This window comes from Undibacterium sp. Tian12W (assembly GCF_049339405.1).
In the GTDB taxonomy this organism is placed as follows: domain Bacteria; phylum Pseudomonadota; class Gammaproteobacteria; order Burkholderiales; family Burkholderiaceae_D; genus Undibacterium.
The window spans coordinates 85,845-108,399 of record NZ_JBMPPK010000022.1 but is presented as its reverse complement, the minus strand read 5'-3'; the positions used below and the strand labels follow the sequence as shown (position 1 = coordinate 108,399).

Genomic DNA, 22,555 nt, shown 5'->3' with positions numbered 1-22,555 from the left:
CTTATTTAAGGTAGTGGTATCAGTATCCGGAAATCCGTACATCCTGGCCGGCTCTCACATTCGATGACACCCAAATGTTGTTCAACGAAAGTTTGTGCCAGCGTCAATCCCAAACCGCTACCGCCTTCCTTGCCTGACACCAGGGGATAGAAAATACGGTTGCGAATCTCGGGTGGGATGCCCGGACCGTTATCGATGATATGCAAGTCTAATGCCAGCCTGTAACGAACCTTGGCCAAAGTGATCTGGCGCACCACGCGCGACTTGAAAGTCAGCACCGCATCACCCTGCCTGATACGCTCACTCAATGCCTGCGCGGCATTATGGGCAATGTTTAACACTGTCTGGATAAGCTGTTCTTTGTCACCACGAAATTCAGGTATCGATAAATCATAGTCACGACTGATCGTCAGCCCTTGCGGGAACTCAGCAACGATCAGGCTGCGCACACGTTCACACACTTCATGGATATTCACGTCGCCAACGATATGTGGCAAACGATGCGGTGCCAGCAAGCGATCTACCAGGGTCTGCAACCTGTCGGCCTCCTTGATGATGACCTGGGTATATTCACGCAATTCGCGCAGGTGGCGCTCGGGCAATTCCAGCTCCAGCAATTGCGCTGCACCACGTATGCCACCTAGTGGGTTCTTGATCTCATGCGCCAGATTGCGTATCAACTCCTTGTTCGCTTTGCTCTGGTCGAGCATGCGCTCTTCCCTGTCAAGCTTGAGTTGCTGTACGTTTTCACGCAGCTCTATCAGCACTGGCGTATCAGGATTATCGAGTGCAGTGACGATGCTGTGCACATGCAAGGGGTCACGCCCTGCCCGCTCCAAAGTCAGGTCCTGGCGCTTGTCAGCAAACTGGTGAGCTACTGCCTGATGAAAGACCGCAGTCAATTCCTGCCCATTAAGGAACAGGTCTGTCAGCTTTAAATGTGTCAGTGACTTGAAAGAAGAATCAAGCAAGTTTTCAGCAGCAGCATTGGCAAATAAAATGCTGCCTTCAGCATCCAGCACAATGACCGCGGATGTCAGCAGGTCAAGTCCGGCAAATGAGGTAAGTGGAGTTTTCAAAACTTGTCCATAAAAAAAGGCCGCACAGAGCGACCTTTACGCAAGCATCATGCCCGGAAGCACTTTTGCCGTTCACACTGGCAACTTATTTTGCATTGGCAATTTCACGTTTTAGTGCTTCTATGTTTTTTTCGGTGCGACTGATGTCTTCTTTCATCAAATTGGTGCGTTCCTGATATTTGGCGAAATTTCTTTCATCACCACGACGCTCAGGCTCACCATTATTGTATTCTTTCTTGATATTCGCCAGTTTTTGCTCTTCTGTCTTCAATTCGTCCTGCAAAATCTGTTTGCGGTCAGAATCCCTGGCTTTTTGCGTACTGTCATCTACCTTGGGGAAATCACTGGGGCTGCTGGCAGGCTTGCCTTGCGGTTTCTTGGCAGGGGCCGGCAATACAGGCGCTGGCAGAACAGTCAGGCCTTGCAAATCCACTTTCTTGCAGCCTTTGACAGCACCTGTGTTCTTGTATTCTTTTTTGCCATTATCATCGACGCATAGATATACCTCGGCCTGTGCATGGGCATACGCCTGCACGCCAATAAAAAGAAGTAATCCTGACAAGAGTCGGTTCATAGGAAGGCAATATTCATGGATAGACTGTAAGTGTATGTCATGCAGCCGTGCAACACAATTACGAACAAATTAGCATTTGTAACAAAAAAAGCGGGGTTACCCCCGCTTTTTTGCGTTTTTACCCTGATTGCAGAGGGTAATTACAGAGAATAGTACATGTCAAATTCAACAGGGTGAGTTGTCATGCGGAAGCGTTGTACTTCTTGCATTTTCAAATCAATGTAAGCATCAATCATGCTGTCGCTGAATACGCCACCGCGTGTCAGGAACTCGCGGTCTTTGTTCAATGCATCCAGTGCTTCTTCCAAAGATGCGCACACTGTTGGGATCAATGCATCTTCTTCTGGTGGCAAATGGTACAGATCTTTGCTGGCTGCTTCGCCAGGATGGATCTTGTTCTGTACGCCGTCCAGACCTGCCATCATCAGTGCAGAGAAGCACAGGTATGGGTTCGCCAGTGGATCAGGGAAACGTGTTTCGATACGGCGGCCCTTAGGATTGGCAACGTAAGGAATACGGATGGAAGCAGAACGGTTACGGGCAGAGTAAGCCAGTTTCACCGGAGCTTCATAACCTGGAACCAGACGCTTGTAAGAGTTGGTACCTGGGTTAGTGATCGCATTCAGTGCTTTAGCGTGCTTGATGATACCGCCGATGTAGTACAGGGCGAAATCAGACAAACCAGCATAGCCGTCACCAGCAAACAGATTTTTGCCATCTTTCCAGATGGATTGATGCACGTGCATGCCAGAGCCGTTGTCGCCAACGATAGGTTTAGGCATGAAAGTCGCTGTCTTGCCATAAGTATGGGCAACATTCCAGACTACGTATTTCAGGTTTTGTGTCCAGTCAGCGCGTTCTACCAGAGTAGAGAACTTGGTACCGATCTCATTTTGACCAGCGCCAGCCACTTCATGGTGATGCACTTCAACCGGGATACCCAGGGATTCCAGAATCAGACACATTTCAGAACGCATGTCCTGGAAGCTATCGACTGGAGGAACCGGGAAGTAACCGCCCTTCACCGTTGGACGGTGGCCAGTATTGCCGCCTTCCAGTTTTTCACCTGTCGTCCAGGAAGCTTCGTCAGAATCAATCTTGACGAAACAGCCAGACATATCTACTTTCCAGCGTACGCTGTCAAAAATGAAGAATTCTGGTTCTGGGCCAAAGTAAGCTGTATCACCAATGCCTGAGGATTTCAGATACGCTTCAGCACGTTTCGCGATGGAACGTGGGTCACGGTCATAACCTTTGCCATCAGATGGCTCGATCACGTCACACTGCATGAACAATGTGGTTTCTTCGAAGAATGGATCAATGTTGGCAGTAGATGGATCAGGCATCAACAACATGTCGGATGCTTCAATGCCTTTCCAGCCAGCGATGGACGAGCCGTCGAATGCGTGGCCAGATTCGAATTTATCGATGTCGAACTGGGAAATTGGAACAGTTACGTGCTGTTCTTTGCCTCGGGTATCAGCAAAGCGAAAATCAACGAATTTGACTTCGTTATCTTTCGCCATTTTCAAGACTTCTGCGGCTGTCATTGCCATGTGAAACTCCTCTGAGAGCTAAAAATAAATTCGGAAATTGCCGAGCCCTGCGCCTGCCAGTTATGTGCAATTTTGACCAACAGACAAACCTTGCCTTATTGCTCTTACAACAGCATTTTCGCCTGGCGGCTAAACTCAGTGGGGATAATAGCAGAAACCGTGCCATCATCCAGATCAGACATATATAAAATCGAAATTTGTTAAATGCTTGTTTTTGTGGCGTTTTCCTGACCAAAAGGGAAACTGCTTAACAAACAGACAAAATACAATTCACACCAAAACAATGCACGCAAAATTAAATGTTCGTTTTTGGTGCGTTATTGATTTAAAACTGCTATTGCGCATTTTTTTGGTGCAATTTTTCAGCTGATCAAAATCGTATTGGATGAAACGCTGCCACCCCATGAGCAATGTTTCATAAAAAGCAAATATGCTTGATCAAAATCAACTTTCCTTTGTATAGGCTCGTGTCGCATTCGCGCTCATTTAGACTGTCACCATCTTTGCCAGTCTGGCCGCATGTCAATTACAAAGATCCAGCACAGAACTGCCGCCCCGCTGGCAATGTTTTTCAGCCGGTATTGATTTTTCAGCCTATATATTATGTTGCCCCACCCCTGCCCGCGAAAGCCGTTTTTGCTTGCCGCCCTGACCTTGATCCTGTCCATGCTGGCAAGCACCTCTGTCACCTTGAAACTAATCAAACTGCTGCAAGAAGCAGGTGAACAAAAAAAACGACTCAAAAAAATCATCTGCAAACAGCGAGCAAAGCGCAAACATATAGAAGAAGACTTGCGCATCGCCGCGATTGCCTTTGAAGCCCAGGAAGGCATGGTCATCACCGACCAGCACCGTACTATTTTGCGTGTCAACAATGCGTTCACTCACATCACCGGCTATAGCCGCGAAGAAGCACTGGGCAAGCAAACCAGTCTGCTCAAATCCGGGTTGCATGGCAATAGCTATTATGAAGACATGGGCAGACAACTCGATGCCAACGCCTATTGGCAGGGTGAAATCTGGAACCGCAGAAAAAATGGCGAAGTCTATCCAGAATGGCTGACCATCACTGCCGTCAAAAACCAGAGCGGCCAGGTTATCAACTATGTAGCCACCATGCTCGACATCACCCAGAGAAAAGCAGCAGAAGCAAAACTGGAACACCTTGCCTATCACGACCCGCTGACAGGACTGGCCAACCGCAGACTATTAATAGACCGCCTGCAACACAGCCTGCTGGCAAAGAGCCGCAGTAATCTGTATGGCGCTGTATTGTTTCTTGATCTCGATAATTTCAAGACCATCAATGACAGCAGTGGTCACGGCAAAGGCGACATGCTCTTAAAGGTTGCCGCAAAACGCCTGGCCCACAGCATACGCAAAGGCGACACCCTGGCACGATACGGCGGCGATGAATTTGTATTACTGCTCGAAGAACTCAGCGACAACATCCGCGAAACCGCCATAGAAGCACAAATGATCGCCACCAAAATCCTGGCAGACCTGCTCGCCCCCTATGATTTAGAACACACTGAATATCACAGCAGTGCCAGCATAGGCATCACCCTGTTTGACAGACAAAGCACCTCAGCCGAAGAACTGCTCAAACAGGTAGAAGTCGCCATGTATGAGGCCAAGTCCAGTGGCGGCAATAGTTTCCGCTTCTTTGACAAAGACATGCTTGTCATCGTCAACACCCGCGCAGCACTGGAAGCCGACATGCGCCTGGGCCTGCAGCAAGAACAGTTCGTTCTGCATTACCAGCCGCAGGTCAGCAGCACAGGTCAGATCACCGGCGCAGAAGCCCTGGTGCGCTGGCAACATCCACAAAAGGGCTTGATACCGCCATCCGACTTTATCCCACTCGCAGAAGAATCAGGCCTCATCCTCAGCCTGGGCGCATGGATATTAAAAACCGCCTGCATCAAACTGGCCGATTGGAAAAAAACAGAAGATAAACAGCATATGAGCCTGGCAGTGAATGTCAGCGCCCGTCAGTTCAGGCAATATGATTTTGTTGCACAGGTGCTGGATAACATCGCCCGCTATGAGATTGAAGCCAGCAAACTCAAGCTCGAACTGACAGAAAGTCTGCTCATCGATAATATAGAAGAAACCATAGACAAGATGAACCAGCTCAAAGCCAGAGGCGTAGGTTTTTCACTAGATGACTTTGGCACCGGCTACTCATCCCTGTCTTACCTCAAACGCCTGCCGCTGGACCAGCTCAAGATAGACCAGTCCTTCGTACGCGACATCCTCAATAATAACAATGATGCCGTCATCACCAAAACCATCATCGCACTCGGCCAAAGCCTGGGCCTGGCTGTGATTGCCGAAGGTGTGGAAACCGCAGCCCAGCGCGATTTCCTGCTACAGCAGGGCTGTCTTTCCTATCAAGGTTATCTGTACGGCAAACCCAGTGCCGATTTAATATAAACTAGCAGGCACATTAGCACTACCTTTTTTGCAATCGCCATTTTCAATCAAGGAATTACCATGTCAACAGATCAAACCCTGCAAGCAGCACGCCAGCGCGGCCAGGAACAAGCCCTGCCCTACGCAGGTGCAGTCACGCCAAAAGAAGCGTTTGCGTTGCTGCAAAATGACAGCAAGATATTAATCGTCGATGTACGCACCAATGCAGAACGCGACTGGGTAGGTAGAGTCAACATCAGCGAAGCCCAACACCTGGCCGTGCAATGGAGCCTCTACCCAGGCGGCACACCCAACCCCGACTTTCTCGCACAACTGCAAGCCAGCGTGCCTGACAAAGCCAGCACCATCCTCTTCCTCTGCCGCTCCGGCGTACGCTCACGCCACGGCGCCAAACTAGCAACTGAAAACGGCTACACCAACTGCTACGACATCCTGCAAGGTTTTGAAGGCGACAAGGACGAACAAGGCCACAGAAAAACCGTAGGCGGCTGGTGCCAAAACAACCTGCCATGGCTGGGCGCCTGACTTAATCCATAGCAAGATTTACAAAAAACAAGAAAAAAGCTTCCATAATGAAGTTTGCTTTGCTAGAATAGCGGACTTCGCTGTTACGGCAAGTTTTAGCGAATGCAGGAGAGGTGGATGAGTGGTTTAAGTCACACGCCTGGAAAGCGTGCGTAGGTTTATCCCTACCGGGGGTTCGAATCCCCCCTTCTCCGCCAAGATAAATGAATAAGCCCTTGATTTTCAAGGGCTTTTTTATTTTTTAGCTATTTCAGTGTGCCATTTGGTGTACCAACGCCGCTTGGAAGCTATTGGAACGCATTGGCAATGTGTCCCTCTAAAAAGCTCAACGAAAGCAAACCTGTGCCGCCGCTGAATTCCGCGATGAATTACTAAACTTCCTGATGCAGGCTTGTGGCGATTCTTAAGCAACAGGCTCAAAGAGGTGTTGACTTGTTCGTTTGCTAGCTGAATTGACCCTGTCAGTTTGATCCACCTTCCACTTCCTGGCGAAGGCGGCCACCCGGTCATACGACCCCTCAAATCCCAGTTCTTTCAGATCCAGATGAAGCTGTTTTAAGCTGCGTCTCTGCTTGCGATTTTTACCCGCTTCGGTTTTAAGCCAGCTTGAAAGCTGCAATGCATATTTGTCGATGGCTCTGTTTGTTTGTCGCTCCGCATAGGCTGGCTCTGTGACTTCAGAGCGCAGATAGCGCCGGACAGTGTTGCGGGAGATGCCCAGTCGTCTGGCAATCTCCCGTAATGGAATCTGGTCACGAATGTGCCAGCGTCGAATAATACCTAGTAATGCCACGTCAATCACTCCTGTCCCCTACTCATCAAGATAAGTAGGATTGTGTGCTAAACGTGGGTCAATTTTAGATGCAATTTATCCAGCAAAGTGGGTCAATTTTCAGTGCAAATCAACAGGTTGGGGGCTTACGAACTGTCTGAGAAGGTATTGACAAGTTACTTGCGTCGAGTAGAAGCGCATATTGACACTCATGGTCGTGTTGCCACTGCCCACGGTTTCAGGTCGAGCTTTCAGGACTGGTGCAGTGAGAAAGGTCATTCCAGAGATTTAGCAGAACGCTCGTTGGCACACCAAGTAGAGAATAAGGTAGAGGCGGCTTATCATAGGACAGACTTGTTGGAGCAACGCCGTCCCTTAATGCAAACTTGGGCGGATTTTCTGAGTAGTGCAACTATTTTGGGTCGAGCGGATTGAGGATCCTTGTGTCGTTGTTAGATTCCGCAGTGGTCCGGCAAGACCAGATCTCACGCAACACCCGCTCATGCAAGTAGGCGCTTTGTTTTGTGGGTTCGTTGTTCTCATGTGTGTCTATTTCCGGTGCCTGATCAATTGGTATAGAGAAATACCGGCGACACTCATGGAACGAGACGATGTACAGACTTATTTGGCACCTTTCGATCAACAGATTTGCAGTAATTCTGTCAGGAGTAGTCAAATCGCTCTGCTTGCCCTCTACGCCACGTACAGCAATACCGCGCCAAAATGGCATATGCTCCCGCCAAGCACGAACAGGTGCCAAACCCCGTGTCCGTGACGCCATTTGTGATCTGTGGCATAAAACGCGATGCCGCCGGTGTAGAGCGCACCACCCACTGCCAGCCACCAGAAGCCGTCCATCGTGAGCGCATTGATGAGAGGTTTAGCTGCGATCACTCCAACCCAGCCCATCACCACGTAGATTAGCAATGACATTAGCCGTGCTCCTTTGGCATACAACAATTCTTGCAGAACTCCAGCAACGGCAAGCCCCCACACCACGCCGAACAGCGACCATCCCCACGTCCCCCTTAGGCTGACCAGTGTGAATGGCGTATAGGTACCAGCAATTAGCAAGTAGATTGCGCAATGGTCGAGCCGACGCAATACGTCTTTGGCAGGCCCTTGGGTGCTGTGATACAGGGCAGATGTAAAATAAAGGGCAACTAGCGTGACAGCGTAAATGCTGAAACTAACAATCTTCCAATAGTCTCCACTGCGAACTGCTATCGTGATCAGCGATACGCCACCCACTGCCGCCAGCGCAGCACCCACCATGTGGGTAATGCTGTTGAAGCGTTCTCCATAATACATGCGTATTCCCTTACAAATTTCTCACTATTGAAAGCTGCGGCCCCGACATTATATTTTTGCGTGGGCGCGTTGTGCACCTCCTGGCGAAAGCTGCCACCCGGTCATTTGCCCCATCAAATCCCGGTCCTTTCCGATCGAAGTGAAACTGTTGCAAGCTACGTTGTTGATTATCATTTTAATAAATTTTATTTTAAGTCTGCTTAAAAGTTACATTGCATATTTATCGATGGCACTTGTTGTCTGTCGCTCCGCATAGGCTGGTTCTATGATCTCAAAGCGCAGATACAAGCGGCGTAAAGCAAAAACAAGGACATTGTCCTTAAACATTTGTGTTTTGTTTGTTATCTTTACTTAAATCACACTTGGTCAACTACGATTCAACAATTTTTGTAATTCATCCATATCCAGTGGTTTGACTAGATGCGCATCAAATCCTGCAGCAAGCGATTTACGCATGTCCTCAGCATGTCCATAGCCAGTCACGGCAATTAATAGCGAGGTCGCAGTCTCTGGCAGTTCACGCAGGCTGTTCGCTAATGCCATGCCATCCATATCAGGCAATCCGATATCCAGCAGACTTACTTGCGGTTTTAGACGGCGCGCAATATCAAGAGCAGCACTAGCGTCATAAGCAACAACGACCTCATGACCAAATTCACGTAATACTGTACAGAGCATATCGGCCGCATCTTGATTGTCGTCTACTACCAATATCCGCTGGGTTGGAACCTTCGGTATTGGTTCTCTACAGGCTACCGATTCTTGCATCACCTCATCAGCAGGCAGGCAAGGTAACCTGAGAGTGAATGTACTGCCCTGCCCAAGGCCTTCACTACACAGATGAACGCTACCGCCGTGGGCATTGGCTATCAATTTCACAAGTGCCAAGCCCAAGCCCAGACCACCTTGAGTGCGGTCTGGTGTGCGTTTAGCTTGAGTAAACAAGTCAAAAATGTAGGGGGCCAGATCAGGCTCTATGCCCATACCATCGTCACTGACCTCCAGTACCACTGAATCTTTTTCAACTGCGAGAATCACTTCAATGCTTCCTCCAGTCAATGTGTACTTGACTGCGTTGTTGAGAAGATTGGCGATCACTTGAACCAGTCGATTCGGGTCGCCTTTCACCCACACAGGGCGAATAGGCAAGCAAAGGTTTAGCCGGTGTTGCTTTGCTTGCATAGCAGATTCAAGTTGCTCAACGGCTTCTGACGCTGCATTTCGCATATCAACCTGCTCACTCGCGAACGCTACCAGATTGCGTGTGAGCCTGGCCATGTCCAGCAAGTCGTCAATGAGATGTGACAGATGCCTGACTTGACGCGCAATAGTCTGGCTAGTCTTCAGCACTATCGTTGCGTCTTGTGGCCGCAGGCTAAGCAATTGCGCAGCGGCCCCGATCGGAGCCAGTGGATTGCGCAACTCATGCGCCAACATAGCCAAAAACTCATCTTTGTGCTGGTATGCTTCACAAATTTGGTATTGCCGCTGCCTCCCTCGTAGCGCGGAACGCACTGCGCTCATTAAGATTGGAACGCGTATAGGACGCTCCAACAAAGTCAGATTACCCAAAACATCATAAGCGTGCTGTACCCAATGAGGATTGCTACCCGGCTTAGTTAGAACGAGAATAGGAAAATCAGACCAGTCAGGCTGATGGGTAATAAATGTGAACAACGCGTCAAACCATTCAAGGTTCAATGCCTCTTCCACTGTTACTAGCGCTCCAGCACCCTCCTCCATTGCCTTTAGCAATGACGGCAGGCCCGAACAATGCTCGCAAAGCACATCAGCGCTATGTAGCGCATTGGCGACGAGCGTAGCGTCCTTACCGTAGGGTGCGTAAATCAGGACACGATTTTTGATATGCAACTCGCTCATAGTTGAACCTCTGCGCCCTTAATAACAGGCAAATGCGGTGTCCGACTTAAAAAATCTCTGGAGTTTGCAAGTATGGTATCGATAGGTATCACTTCGACGATAAATTGTAGTGTCATAGCAAGTATTCTGGACTCGGCCAATCCAAATCAGGCAATGCCAATGGACAACGAACTTTATGGTATCAATGCTTTTGTTGGCCATAACCATCTGCTAACATTGTCAGGAAATATTGCTGGCACACTACATTATTCGTTACAAAAAAACAATAGTGATCGCCATCAATATAGGCTTTCGAAGCCGTTTTATGCCATCAATAGTTATTCTGCCTTTATCTCTCATTTGTAAATAACTTAACTACAAAGCTAAATTGTCAGCGATAGACTAAATCAGGGATTAATAAGCAACCGTGCGTTGCCGCACAAAGAAGGAGATATTACCCATCAAGCTTGTCGGGATGATCACGTCACTGAGATTCAAAAGAGGCAAAAAGTATATGTTGCTCAGCACTTTCAATCTCGAATTATTATGCACTTAGCCGTTTGTCAGCCTATATTCTTGTATCATTTCTTTCACTCGGTTATGAGTTAAAGAACAGTTTTAAATATTAGGAAATTTTCAATTTCTTGCATCTTAGAATGCGCGATTTGTTTGACTCGCACTTCCCTCAAAACATCTTAGAGGAAGAGAGTTTAAACAGCTTACAAAGTACAAAAGCATTGTCTACTTGATATGTAGTAATATTAATCAAGCATTCTCGCATCCTTCTCAAGACGCACTTTCTCCTCACCACGTTCAAACTATGAATATCGCTAAATTCATTAATCAAAATATGGAGCTGATCCTTATTGAATGGGATGCATTCGCGGCGACCTTTGGTACTGTTGCGGATAAGATGTCTACTCAGGAACTACGGGATCACGCTAAACAAATACTACAGTTCGTGGCCGAAGATATTCAAACAGCAGAGACCCCGGAACAAAAGGAGGCGAAATCACAAGATCTCAGCTCACCTCCAGCCAATGATGAGAGTGCTTCATCAATTCATGGGAGATTGCGTTACGCGAGCGGATTTACTCTACGTCAATTAATTGCCGAGTACCGTGCATTGCGAGCAAGCGTACTTAAGCTATGGCAGCAAAGTTGTTCTAATGTTTGGGTAGAAAATGCGCAAGACATGATGCGGTTTAATGAAGCAATAGATCAATCACTTGCCGAGGCTGCTATAGCGTATTCGGACAAAGTGAATGAAACCCGGGATATTTTTTTGGCCATATTAGGTCATGACTTGCGTAGCCCCCTGGCAGTTACAGCATTGGCCGGCACATATCTATCCAGAGCGGGCGCATTTGACAATCAAATTCAGCAGATAGGATTTCGTGTCAAGCGTAGTGCTGCCACAATGAACGCGATGGTCAATGATCTATTGATATTGGCCCGCACTCAATTGGGTGATGGCATTCCAATCGAACGACTTGAATGTGATCTCAACGACATAGGCCGTTGGGCTATTGAAGACTCTACTGCAGTACATCCAAAATCTCTGTTCGAACTGAACACCAAAGGTGAGTTGAAAGGTGCTTTTGACCAGCAACGGCTTCAGCAAGTGTTAATAAATCTAATTAACAATGCCGCACAGTATGGTGCGCCGGATAGGCCGATCATCGTCGATATAGTGGGAGAAAAAGATCGCATACTTCTTCAGGTCTGCAATGAAGGGCCTCCAATTCCAGAAGAGCTATTACCAACATTATTCAGCTCATTGGTGCAATTGCCAGAGCAGGATGGCAACGACAGGCCGCGTAGCAGTCTAGGCTTAGGCTTGTTTATAGCAAAAGAAATCGTTGTAGCACACGGCGGCGATATTAATGTACGTTCTGATCAAGATGCGGGCACTGTATTTTCAGTTTATCTACCCCGAAAATAATATAAGATATTTTTAATCTACCTCAAAATTAGCAATCCTGCTTTCCTGAGCCGCAAAGCGTATTAAATACCAAGATCTATTGGGACTGCCTTTGTGTGACAACGCACAGACCTACTTCAAGCCATTGGAGTAGCGTGCAGGTCATGCAAAACATCAACGTCCAGGCGCTACCTGTCGCCGTGTCGCCGCAGGTTACACCTCTTTTTATTGCCAAAGGACTTGCCAAAACCTACCAGATGGGCGAGATAACGGTCACTGCCCTGGTTGATGTTGATCTAACTATCTACAAGGGCGAGTTCATAGTGTTGTTGGGACCGTCGGGCAGCGGCAAATCGACTTTATTGAATATTCTGGGCGGCCTAGATCGCCCTAGTAGCGGCAGTGCCCTTTTTGCTGAACAAGATTTAACCGCAGCCAACGAGAAAGAACTCACCACCTACCGGCGTGAGCATGTAGGCTTTGTGTTTCAGTTCTATAACCTCATCCCCAGTCTAACGGTGCGGGAAAACGTGGAGCTGGTGACCGACATTGCCATTAACCCCATGCCCGCGCTGGAAGCGTTGACGCTGGTGGGGCTGGCAGACAGGGTAGATCACTTTCCATCGCAATTATCTGGCGGTGAGCAGCAGCGGGTGGCGATTGCCCGCGCCATCGTAAAGCGGCCAGACGTGTTGCTATGCGACGAACCCACAGGAGCACTGGACTATGTAACCGGCAAGCTGGTGCTGGAGGTCATTGCCAACATCAACCGAGGCATCGGTACTACGACAATCGTCATCACTCATAACGCCGCCATTGCAGGCATGGCGGATCGGGTGCTGTTTTTGGGTGAGGGACGAATTCAGCGCATCGAAGTCAACACTAACAAGCTGCAACCGTCCCAACTGACCTGGTAATGCTCTGGCCCCTTGATTTAATAAAGGCCAGTAAGCGCAAAGATACGCAACACAGCCAGCTTAATTTGCATTAGCTTCCACATAAGGGTGCGGGTCACTACAGTCCGCTGAGTCCAGATAAGACCACCATGAAAACGCTGAACAAGAAGCTACTGCGCGGCATAACTTTAATGTGGAGTCAGGCCTTGACAATTGCGCTGGTGGTCGCTAGTGCCGTCGCTGGTTTCATCACCAGCTTCAGCGCTTACGACGCGCTATCGTGGTCGCGCGATTTGTATTACGCCGATTCACGTTTTGCAGATGTGTTTGCCACACTCAAGCGAGCACCACTGACTCTGGAGCGACAATTGCAGGAAATTGTTGGTGCCGCGCATGTTGAAACATCCCAAGCCCAAGTCGTCCCAGTGAATATCCCCAATGTAGTGGACCCAATTGTCGGTCTGTTGTTGGGGATGGACCCATTGCTGCCGCAGCGGCTCAATAAGGTCAATCTTCGCCTGGGGCGTATGATTGCTACACGCCATACAGGCGCAATGGAAGCACTGGTATCGGAAGGTTTTGCCGTGGCACGCAAACTCGCGCCAGGTGACCGGGTCAACGCGCTCATCAATGGCAAACGAGAAGAACTGCTAATCGTAGGCATTGCTCTCTCGCCTGAGTATATTTTTGCGGGTTTGGGGGGCTCGCCCGACCAGCGCGGTTTTGGCGTCTTTTGGGTGGATAAGCGTGCTCTGGCGTCAGCCTACAATATGGAAGGTGCGTTCAACCAGGTTGCCGTGCGGCTTAGCCCTGGTGCCAGCGAGGGGGCGGTGATAGATCAGCTAGACCGCCTGCTGAAGCGTTACGGCGGGAACACCGCTCATGGCCGCGATTTGCAGATGTCGCACGCCATGCTCAGCTCTGAAATTACTCAGCAGCGGGTGATGGGTACAGTCTTGCCGACGATCTTTTTGGGTGTTGCTGCCTTTTTGCTTAACGTGGTGCTAGGTCGGCAAATTGCCACTCAGCGCGGACAGATCGCTGCACTCAAGGCACTGGGCTACGACAACCTTGCAATTGGCTGGCATTACTTAAAGCTGGTGTTGATTATCGTGGCCTTAGGGCTGGCATTGGGTCTGGCTCTGGGCACAGTGATGGGCAGGTTTTTTGTCGGCATGTATGAGGAAAGCTTTCGCTTCCCTGACATGCATTTTCGTTTGCGCCCCGATCTTGTGCTGGTGGCCGTCGGCGTGGCATTAACCGCAGCAGTGTTGGCCACGGTCAACGCGATTTATGCGGTCGTCATCCTGGCACCAGCAGAAGCTATGCGCGCCCCGTCCCCAGGCATCTTCAAACCCATGCTCATCGAACGTTGGGGTTGGCAAAAATGGTTTTCGCCGGCGCTACGCATGGTCTTGCGTACGATGACGCGAAGACCACTGCGTACCAGCCTGACGGTGTTTGGTATTGCCATGTCGATGGCAATTGTGGTTACCGGCTCTTTTATGCGCGATTCGGTGGCGGTGTTGATGGAAACCCAGTTTCGGCAAGTGTTGCGCGGCGACGTGGTCGTGGCCCTGTTGGAAGCAACGCCTGCCAACGTATTATACGCAGCAGGCAAGTTGCCCCATGTCACTGCGGTGGAAGGGGCACGCAGCGTGTCGGTTCGGCTGGTACATGATAACCACAACTGGCACGGCATCATCATGGGCAAAGCGCCGCAACCTGAACTGCAACGCATCGTGAATCTGGAAAGGCAATTCTTCACTGCCCCACAGGACGGTCTGTTGCTGACCGATCGTCTCGCTACCAAGTTGCATCTTCACGTGGGCGATAGAGTACGAGTAGAGGTACAGGAAGGCGAACGCGCAGTGCTGGAATTGCCGGTAACTGGCAAGGTACAAGAAATGCTGGGCATGAATGCCTACATCGAGCGAGCCAGCCTGAACAATCTATTGCGCGAAGGTGATCTGGTAAACAGCTTCACCCTGGCGGTTGAACCCGGCTTTGAACCCGAGCTGCTACAACGTCTACAAGGATTATCCCGTGTTGGCGTGGTCATCAGCAAGTCAACCATGGCCAAGAACATAGAGGATGTGACCGTCGGCAACCTGCTGATGGTCAGTTCTGTGTTGACAGCCTTTGCTATCGTGATTGCCGTGGGGGTGGTGTATAACAACGCCCGCATCGCACTGGCCGAGCGCGCCTGGGAATTGGCCAGTCTGCGCGTTCTGGGCTTTACCCGCACCGAAGTGTCTGCCATTTTGCTGGGCGAGCTTGCAATTGAAATCACACTTGCCATGCCGCTGGGCATGTTGCTGGGATATCTGCTCGCGGCGGGCATCGTCAGCGGGATACAAACCGACGATTTTTACTTTCCATTTGTGATCACGCCCGCCACCTATGCCTTTGCTGCCATCTGCGTGGTACTGGCAGGCATAGTCAGCGCCTTTATCGTGCGCCAGCGTGTAGATGGGCTGGACATGGTCAGCGTGCTCAAGACGCGTGAATAAAATACACATCAGCCAACACCATATCCCTTTAACGATTTCGTCTCAACAATAACCTGGATTCAATATGACTGATAGCTCGCCCCCAACAAGCGCACAAGAGCCGAGCACGGTACCGCCGGCACCTCCCTCTCCGACACAAGTCGCACCTGCGGCTCTGCCAGTAACACCCGTTGCGCCGACGGCAGGCACGTCGCCTGTTCCGCCCGCCACTGCCCCACCTGCACATGCACCAGCAACTAAACCTAAGACCAAACTGAAACGCTATCTGATCATCGCGAGCGTGGGCCTCGTAGTCATCGCGCTGCTGGTGTGGGTATTCAAACCCAAGCCGCTGAGCGTGGAAGTAGCCAAGGTGACCCAAGGCCGGTTTGAACGCGCCATACAGGAATATGGCAAAACTCGTGTGCGCAACCGCTACATTGTCTCTACTCCACTGGCAGGCCGCGTGGGACGGGTACTACTAAATCAAGGCGACAGCGTCACACAAGGTGATACCGTGGCACTGTTGTGGCCAATGGCACCTGCCTTACTGGACGAGCGCGCCCGCGACGAGCAAAGTGCGCGCATTGCTAGTGTGGCAGCATCGCTGGCGCGCACCCAGGCCAACGTGGGGCATGCGAACGCGGCATTGGATCAGGCCCAGGCAGACTTGAGGCGCAGTGAAGCCTTGGCGAGACAAGGCTTTGTATCGCCCAATCAGAATGAAACCGGGCGGCTCAATCTGAACCTGCGCATCCACGAACTGGAAACTGCGCGACAGGAAGAAAATGCAGCAAGGCATGATCTGGAACAGTCTCGCGCTGCGCTAAAACAGTTTGCGCAAGCGCCGTTGGGTGGTTCGCAGCCCAGCTTTGCTATCAAGGCACCAGTCAGCGGCAAAGTGTTGAAGATCTTGCAGCAAAGCGAAACAAGTGTAGCGGCAGGCGCAGGCTTGCTGGAACTAGGTGACCCGACCAAGCTGGAAGTGGTGGTTGATCTCCTGACCGAAGACGCAACTCAAGTGCGCTCAGGTACTGCCGTACAATTACTGAACTGGGGCGGTGCAGAAGCGCTCAGTAGCAAGGTGCGCTGGGTTGAGCCAGCTGCATTTACTAAAGTGTCGGCGCTGGGCGTAGAAGAGCAGCGCGTCTACGTGGTCATCGACATAATAGCCCCGGCTGCGCAATGGCAGGCATTGGGCGACGCCTTCAAGGTCGACGTGCGGGTATTGGTGCAAGTGGTGGACCATGTCATCATGGTACCGGTGAGCGCCCTGTTCCCTATAGGCTCCCGCTCTGGCGTATTTGTCGTTGAAAAGAACCACGCTGTCCTTAAAGAAGTCAGCGTAGAAGCACGCAATGGCGTCAGTGCCTGGGTGAAAGAGGGGCTACCCGTAGGCACCCAAGTGATTGTGTACCCAGATAGCAAGCTCAAGGACAAAGCAGCAGTCAAGGTGCGGTGAGTATTAGATCGAACACAGAATTAACTCTTGGTTTTGGAGGGAATAGAAAGGAATCTGGAATCTTTGCCAGAACAGATGAAAATCCATTAAGACAATATATGGCATTGCTTTAGGATGTTCAAATTCTGCATGTACCAACAACACCACCTGATGATAAAACAAAAAGATTGCTACTGAAATACGTTTGCAAAAGAAGCCACGAAACATGAATCGACCTAAAAATACCTTGACTACAAAAATCACTCGAAGTATTTCAGGCTCAGATTCAATCGCACTAAGATCAAGTTGCACTTCGAACTTGAATCCACTATGGCAACAAAAGCCTACACTATCAGATTACTATTTTCACTTAATTGAATTGTGCACGAAGCTGTTGTAACTCACTTTGCAAGTCATCTATGCGCTGCATCAGGGTGAGTGCCAGTATCATGCCATGACTATCCAATTCAAAGTCGTCACGCAGCCTGCGGGCACTGCTCACTGTAACAATGGAATGCATAGGAAATATCTTTGCCATCGCATTGTCGTCAATCGGAGTAATTAGACCATTTTCAATCAACTCATTGACTTCCCCTTCTGATAAGCCTGATACGTCACACAGGTAAGTGATGGAGCAGGCATTTTGATCATTGAGCAAAGTCCATTCTGCAATTTGAACGTTCATTTAGCCTCCAAGTTGAAGTGGGCACGGGGCTGGAAGGTGGATAGTCCAGAAAGCTGTTGGTAGATATCTTGTTCGGCCTTGCTAATTTCTTTTGGAACCTGAATTTGCGCAACTGCATACAGATCGCCGATTTGTCCGTCTACTTTTGGTAACCCGCGTTTTGACAAGCGCAGACGCTGTCCCGAAGATGTGCCTGACTTTACCTTGAGTTCTACATTGCCGCCAGGAGTCGGAATCTGCATGCTCGCGCCAAGTGCTGCTTCCCAAGGAGACAGTGGCAAGTCAAAATACAGGTCACTGCCACTGACCCTGAACAAAGGATGCGGAGAAATTGTCAGAACCGCATAGAGATCACCCGATTGACCGCCATTGAGGCCAGGGCCACCTTTGCCAGCAAGCCGCATGCGCTGACCTTCTTGCGCTCCTTTTGGGATGGTGATCCGAAAAGTATGAGGCTTGCGATGAGGCAAGCCATGTTGGTCATATTCTGGCATTTCGACAGATACATTGACTGGTCCCCCGTGAAAGATTGTTTCGAGTGGCACGGAAACGGAAACCGAATAATCCTCACCTCGCACTGGTGAATGTGCTCTTTTTTGCCCGCCTGACCTGAATGCACTGAAGAAATCGGAAATATCAACATCATCAAAACTTGAAGCACCTGCTCCGTATTGCGCTTGCCATTCAGGAGGTGGCGTGAAATTTTCACCGTTTTTATGGCTGCCTATTTTGTCGTAGTCTGCGCGTTTATCTGTGTTCTTCAAAGTAGCATAAGCTTCAGCAATTTCTTTGAATTTCTCCTCGCCTTTTGGGTCTTTTGATATATCGGGATGATACAGGTGAGCCAACTTGCGATAGGCTTTCTTGACATCATCTAATGTCGCCGTCCTGTCTACACCCAGAACTTCGTAATAATCTTTATATTTCATGGGAATCCAGTCTTTAATTTATCCAGCGCCAATTAATTACCTCGGGCAAATCTTCTCCATGTTCACATATAAAGCGTTTATGACGCTCCATCGTTGTCCAGTATCGTGCCTGTGCAATTGGTATCTGATCGCTAAAGCGTGGTATATGCATAATCGCGTCAAGTGCCAACTGGTAGCGATCAAGATTATTCAATACGACCATATCAAACGGTGTTGTGGTAGTGCCCTCTTCCCGATAACCACGAACATGAAAATTGCTATGATTATGTCGCCGGTAAGTCAGTTTATGTACCAATGCCGGGTAACCATGAAATGCAAATATGACTGGCTTGTCAGTCGAAAATAAGTTATCAAATTCGTTATCATCCAGACCATGGGGATGTTCAGACTGAGGCTGCAACACCATCAGATCAACGACATTGACTACACGGATACGAATTCCCGGTACATAGCTGCGCAATAAGCTAACTGCTGCAATGGTTTCTAGTGTAGGTACATCGCCTGCGCAAGCCATAACTACATCTGGGCTTCCGATATCATTGCTCGCCCACTGCCAAATACCCGCACCAACAGTACAATGTCGAATTGCTGCTGCCATATCCAGCCATTGCCATTCTGGCTGTTTACCAGCAACAATGACATTCACATAGTTGCGGCTGCGCAGGCAATGGTCGGTGACTGATAATAGACAATTGGCATCAGGAGGAAGATAAATACGAACCACCTCAGATTTTTTGTTGGCGACATGATCAATGAACCCTGGGTCCTGGTGTGAGAAGCCATTGTGATCCTGGCGCCAGACATGCGAAGTCAGCAAATAATTGAGTGACGCAATCGGTGCGCGCCACGGGATGTCATTGCAGACTTTAAGCCATTTTGCATGTTGATTCATCATTGAATCAACAATATGTATGAACGCTTCATAGCAAGAAAATAGGCCATGCCGCCCAGTGAGCAAGTAACCCTCCAGCCAGCCCTGACAAAGATGTTCGCTTAACACTTCCATGACCCGACCATTGACACTAAGGTGAAGGTCAATGTCCTTGATGTCTGCCATCCAGGCTTTGCCGGTCACCTTAAAGACGGCATCAAGGCGGTTCGACGCGGTCTCATCAGGACCAAAGAGGCGAAAATTCTTTGCATCAAGACTATTGAGCATCACCTGCCGCAAGAAATCTCCAAGTACGCGCGTTGCCTCAGCTTTAACCAAGCCGGGCATAGGAACAGCAACCGCATAATCATGCATGTGAGGCATTTGCAAAGCTTGTAACATGCGCCCACCATTGGCATGCGGATTAGCCCCCATACGTCGATGTCCGGTCGGAGCCAGGTCCGCCAACTCTTCCAATAATCTGCCATTTTCATCAAAAAGCTTATTGGCCTGATAGCTTTGCAGCCACGCTTCAAGTTGAGCCAGATGTTGTGGATTTTTGAAGTCAGCAATCGGCACCTGGTGTGCCCGCCACGTATTCTCGACCGCCAATTGATCAACGAATTTGGGTCCTGTCCAGCCTTTGGGACTACAAAATACGATCATCGGCCAACGGGGACGTTGCAATTCATCTTTCGCAATGGCATTGCGTGCAAGATGTTGAATGTCTCTGATTTTCTGCAACACAGCGTCAAGTGTCGCTGCCAAGGCTTGATGCATCAACGCTGGATCATCACCCTCGACAAAGTAAGGTTCATGACCATAGCCTCGCAGCAATTCACACAACTCTTCACGACTAATGCGCGCAAGAACTGTAGGATTAGCAATTTTATATCCATTCAAATGAAGAATGGGGAGCACCGCGCCATCCAGTGCGGGGTTGAGAAATTTATTCGAATGCCAGCTCGCCGCCAAAGCACCAGTTTCGGCTTCACCATCACCAATGACACATGCAACGATCAGGTCGGGATTATCAAATGCTGCGCCATAAGCGTGTACCAGGGAGTAGCCTAATTCACCGCCTTCATGAATAGAGCCTGGGATGTCTGGCGAGACATGACTAGGAATGCCGTTTGGCCACGAAAATTGACGGAACAATCGCAACATGCCGTTTTGATTCCGTTCTATGGCAGGATAGTGTTCTGTGTACGAACCTTCAAGATAGGTATGCGCAACGATACCTGGCCCACCGTGGCCGGGACCAATCACATAGATCATATTGAGGTCGTTCTCTTTGATCAGCCTGTTTAAATGTACATAGATAAAATTCAAACCGGGAGTTGTACCCCAATGCCCTAAAAGGCGAGGTTTAATGTGCTCCAGTTTCAATGGTTCTTTGAGAAGAGGATTCGCCTGAAGATAGATTTGCCCCACGGTGAGATAGTTTGCCGCACGCCAGTAGCCATGCATTTTTTCTAGCAGCTCGGCAGAAAGAGGATGCGAAGTATAGGGATTAAATGTGTCCATGATCTACCCTTCTTCCAATGATAAAATTGCATTATCAACAACGTTCTGAGCTTCATGAAGAACTTGCTGAAGATGCGCTTCACCAATAAAACTCTCTGCGTATATTTTGTAAGTGTCTTCTGTGCCAGAGGGGCGTGCAGCAAACCAGGCATTGGCAGTCACGACCTTGATCCCACCGATCGCATTGTTATTGCCAGGAGCACGAGTAAGTATCTGTTCTATCTTGTCACCACCAAGATCGCCTACGCTGATCTGTTTTTCAGATAAAGCCGCGAGTTTTCGTTTTTGCTGCCTTGTTGCCGGGGCATCTACGCGTTCAAAAAAGGGTTCGCCTAATTCGTTTGCCAGTTTGCGGTACAAAACACCAGGGTCGTAGCCTGTTTTTGCTGTCATTTCTGCTGCCAGCAGGGCGGTGGAAATACCATCTTTTTCTGTCGTCCACACCGAACCATCTATGCGCAGAAAACTCGCCCCTGCGCTTTCTTCTCCACAAAAACCCAGAGCACCACTCTGCAAGCCATCAACGAACCATTTAAAACCTACTGGCACTTCGTACAGGCCTCGTTCCAGTTTTTTTGCCAGCCTGTCTATCAATTGTGTGCTGACGACGGTTTTGCCAATTCCAGCAGAACCAGCCCACTGTGGCCTGTGTGTAAAGAGGTAATCAATGGCAACTGCGAGATAATGGTTGGGTGGCAGCAAGCCCGCCGACCTGCTGACAATACCGTGCCTGTCATGGTCGGTGTCGCAGGCGAAGGCAATATCAAACTTGTCTTGCATGCTGATCAGGCCCTGCATGGCATATTTTGAAGACGGGTCCATGCGGATCTGACCATCCCAGTCTAGCGGCATAAAAGCAAAGCTGGGATCAATCACGTTATTGACCACTGTCAGGTCTAACTGATAGCGGTCTGCGATGGCTGACCAATAATGGACACCGGCACCGCCAAGCGGGTCTACGCCGATGCGTATCTGTCCATCACGAATGGCATTCATATTGATGACACTGCCAATTTCATCGACATAAAAATCCATGAAGTTGTAACGATGCGTGGTCTTTGCCTGCATGGCTTTGCTGCTGGTGATGCGGCGTACACCGGCCAGATCATTCTCCAGATATTGATTTGCTGCGTTTTCTATCCATTCGGTAATTTGCTGATTGGCCGGACCACCGTTAGTTGGATTGTATTTAAACCCGCCGTCACGCGGTGGATTGTGGGACGGAGTAAGAACGATGCCGTCTGCCAGGCCTGTGAGATGATCGCGCCGCTTGTTGTAACTCAATATCGCAAGGGAGATGGCCGGGGTAGGTGTGTATTCATCATTGCTCGCCAGCATGACCTCGACGCGATTGGCCGCCAGTACTTCCATGGCGCTGGCGCATGCCGGTTCGGATAAGGCATGCGTATCCATACCCAGAAAAAGTGGGCCATTAATGTCATTTAAGCTACGAAAATCACAAATTGCCTGTGTAATTGCCAGCACGTGGGCTTCATTGAATGTACTGTCGTAAGCTGATCCACGATGCCCGGATGTACCAAACTTGACTCTTTGTTCCAGAACGGATGGATCCGGTTTTAAAGTGAAATAAGCTGTGACCAATTTTGAAACGTTGATCAGTGAAGACAATGGTGCCAGTTTGCCTGCCAGTGGATGAATAGATGTTGTCATGGT

15 protein-coding genes, 1 tRNA gene and 1 pseudogene are annotated in these 22,555 nt (G+C 49.4%); 7 read left to right on the top strand and 10 right to left on the bottom strand.

The window, feature by feature from the left end; all coding sequences use genetic code 11:
- Nucleotides 1–5 precede the first annotated feature (5 nt).
- The 3 genes from glnL to glnA form a co-directional block, all read right to left on the bottom strand.
- Nucleotides 6–1,079, bottom strand: coding sequence for a nitrogen regulation protein NR(II) (gene glnL, locus ACO0LI_RS24790; protein ID WP_162058484.1), 1,074 nt, complete (start codon nucleotides 1,077–1,079; stop codon nucleotides 6–8).
- A gap of 85 nt (nucleotides 1,080–1,164) precedes the next feature.
- Complete coding sequence (locus ACO0LI_RS24785; protein WP_422952305.1) at nucleotides 1,165–1,653, bottom strand: DUF4124 domain-containing protein; 489 nt, start codon at nucleotides 1,651–1,653, stop codon at nucleotides 1,165–1,167.
- Between the two features lie 140 nt (nucleotides 1,654–1,793).
- Nucleotides 1,794–3,209 (bottom strand): type I glutamate--ammonia ligase, encoded by a 1,416-nt coding sequence (glnA, locus tag ACO0LI_RS24780; protein ID WP_422952306.1) that lies wholly within the window; start codon nucleotides 3,207–3,209, stop codon nucleotides 1,794–1,796.
- 666 nt (nucleotides 3,210–3,875) lie between these two features.
- Between glnA and ACO0LI_RS24775 the strand changes: the two genes are divergently transcribed.
- The 3 genes from ACO0LI_RS24775 (at nucleotide 3,876) to ACO0LI_RS24765 (ending at nucleotide 6,370) form a co-directional block, all read left to right on the top strand.
- Complete coding sequence (locus tag ACO0LI_RS24775) at nucleotides 3,876–5,648, top strand: putative bifunctional diguanylate cyclase/phosphodiesterase (RefSeq protein WP_423035996.1); 1,773 nt, start codon at nucleotides 3,876–3,878, stop codon at nucleotides 5,646–5,648.
- Between the two features lie 60 nt (nucleotides 5,649–5,708).
- Nucleotides 5,709–6,173 (top strand): rhodanese-like domain-containing protein, encoded by a 465-nt coding sequence (locus ACO0LI_RS24770; protein WP_423035994.1) that lies wholly within the window; start codon nucleotides 5,709–5,711, stop codon nucleotides 6,171–6,173.
- Nucleotides 6,174–6,280: 107 nt separating this feature from the next.
- Nucleotides 6,281–6,370, top strand: a tRNA-Ser gene (locus ACO0LI_RS24765).
- Nucleotides 6,371–6,606: 236 nt separating this feature from the next.
- Here the strand turns inward: ACO0LI_RS24765 and ACO0LI_RS24760 are convergent.
- The 3 genes and pseudogenes from ACO0LI_RS24760 to ACO0LI_RS24750 form a co-directional block, all read right to left on the bottom strand.
- Nucleotides 6,607–6,975, bottom strand: a pseudogene (locus ACO0LI_RS24760) (helix-turn-helix domain-containing protein); the annotation flags it as partial.
- Between the two features lie 663 nt (nucleotides 6,976–7,638).
- Nucleotides 7,639–8,256: a PAQR family membrane homeostasis protein TrhA gene (trhA, locus tag ACO0LI_RS24755; protein ID WP_423035992.1), complete on the bottom strand. Its 618-nt coding sequence runs from the start codon at nucleotides 8,254–8,256 to the stop codon at nucleotides 7,639–7,641.
- Nucleotides 8,257–8,622: 366 nt separating this feature from the next.
- Nucleotides 8,623–10,137 (bottom strand): hybrid sensor histidine kinase/response regulator, encoded by a 1,515-nt coding sequence (locus ACO0LI_RS24750; protein ID WP_423035990.1) that lies wholly within the window; start codon nucleotides 10,135–10,137, stop codon nucleotides 8,623–8,625.
- A 799-nt stretch (nucleotides 10,138–10,936) separates the two neighbouring features.
- On the opposite strand from ACO0LI_RS24750, the gene ACO0LI_RS24745 reads away from it, so the two are divergent.
- The 4 genes from ACO0LI_RS24745 (at nucleotide 10,937) to ACO0LI_RS24730 (ending at nucleotide 16,890) form a co-directional block, all read left to right on the top strand.
- Entirely contained in the window at nucleotides 10,937–12,061 is a 1,125-nt protein-coding gene (locus ACO0LI_RS24745; protein ID WP_423035988.1) for a sensor histidine kinase, read from the top strand.
- A gap of 143 nt (nucleotides 12,062–12,204) precedes the next feature.
- Nucleotides 12,205–12,957 (top strand): ABC transporter ATP-binding protein, encoded by a 753-nt coding sequence (locus tag ACO0LI_RS24740; protein ID WP_423035986.1) that lies wholly within the window; start codon nucleotides 12,205–12,207, stop codon nucleotides 12,955–12,957.
- Between the two features lie 128 nt (nucleotides 12,958–13,085).
- Nucleotides 13,086–15,449, top strand: a complete 2,364-nt coding sequence (locus tag ACO0LI_RS24735) for an ABC transporter permease (RefSeq protein ID WP_423035984.1) — start codon at nucleotides 13,086–13,088, stop codon at nucleotides 15,447–15,449.
- Between the two features lie 64 nt (nucleotides 15,450–15,513).
- On the top strand, nucleotides 15,514–16,890 hold the full coding sequence (locus ACO0LI_RS24730; protein WP_423035982.1) for an efflux RND transporter periplasmic adaptor subunit: 1,377 nt from the start codon (nucleotides 15,514–15,516) through the stop codon (nucleotides 16,888–16,890).
- Nucleotides 16,891–17,239: 349 nt separating this feature from the next.
- Here the strand turns inward: ACO0LI_RS24730 and ACO0LI_RS24725 are convergent, their stop codons facing one another.
- Genes ACO0LI_RS24725 through pgm form a run of 4 tightly spaced genes read right to left on the bottom strand, consistent with a single transcriptional unit; the run spans nucleotide 17,240 to nucleotide 22,552 of the window.
- Nucleotides 17,240–17,554, bottom strand: coding sequence for a chaperone modulator CbpM (locus tag ACO0LI_RS24725; RefSeq protein WP_422977651.1), 315 nt, complete (start codon nucleotides 17,552–17,554; stop codon nucleotides 17,240–17,242).
- Entirely contained in the window at nucleotides 17,551–18,483 is a 933-nt protein-coding gene (locus ACO0LI_RS24720; protein WP_422952315.1) for a DnaJ C-terminal domain-containing protein, read from the bottom strand. The genes ACO0LI_RS24725 and ACO0LI_RS24720 overlap by 4 nt, the downstream gene beginning before the upstream one ends.
- Before the next feature lie 13 nt (nucleotides 18,484–18,496).
- Nucleotides 18,497–20,881: a phosphoketolase family protein gene (locus tag ACO0LI_RS24715; RefSeq protein ID WP_423035980.1), complete on the bottom strand. Its 2,385-nt coding sequence runs from the start codon at nucleotides 20,879–20,881 to the stop codon at nucleotides 18,497–18,499.
- Nucleotides 20,882–20,884: 3 nt separating this feature from the next.
- The gene (pgm, locus tag ACO0LI_RS24710; RefSeq protein ID WP_423035978.1) at nucleotides 20,885–22,552 is read right to left on the bottom strand and encodes a phosphoglucomutase (alpha-D-glucose-1,6-bisphosphate-dependent); all 1,668 of its coding nucleotides are present in this window, start codon (nucleotides 22,550–22,552) and stop codon (nucleotides 20,885–20,887) included.
- Nucleotides 22,553–22,555: the final 3 nt, after the last annotated feature.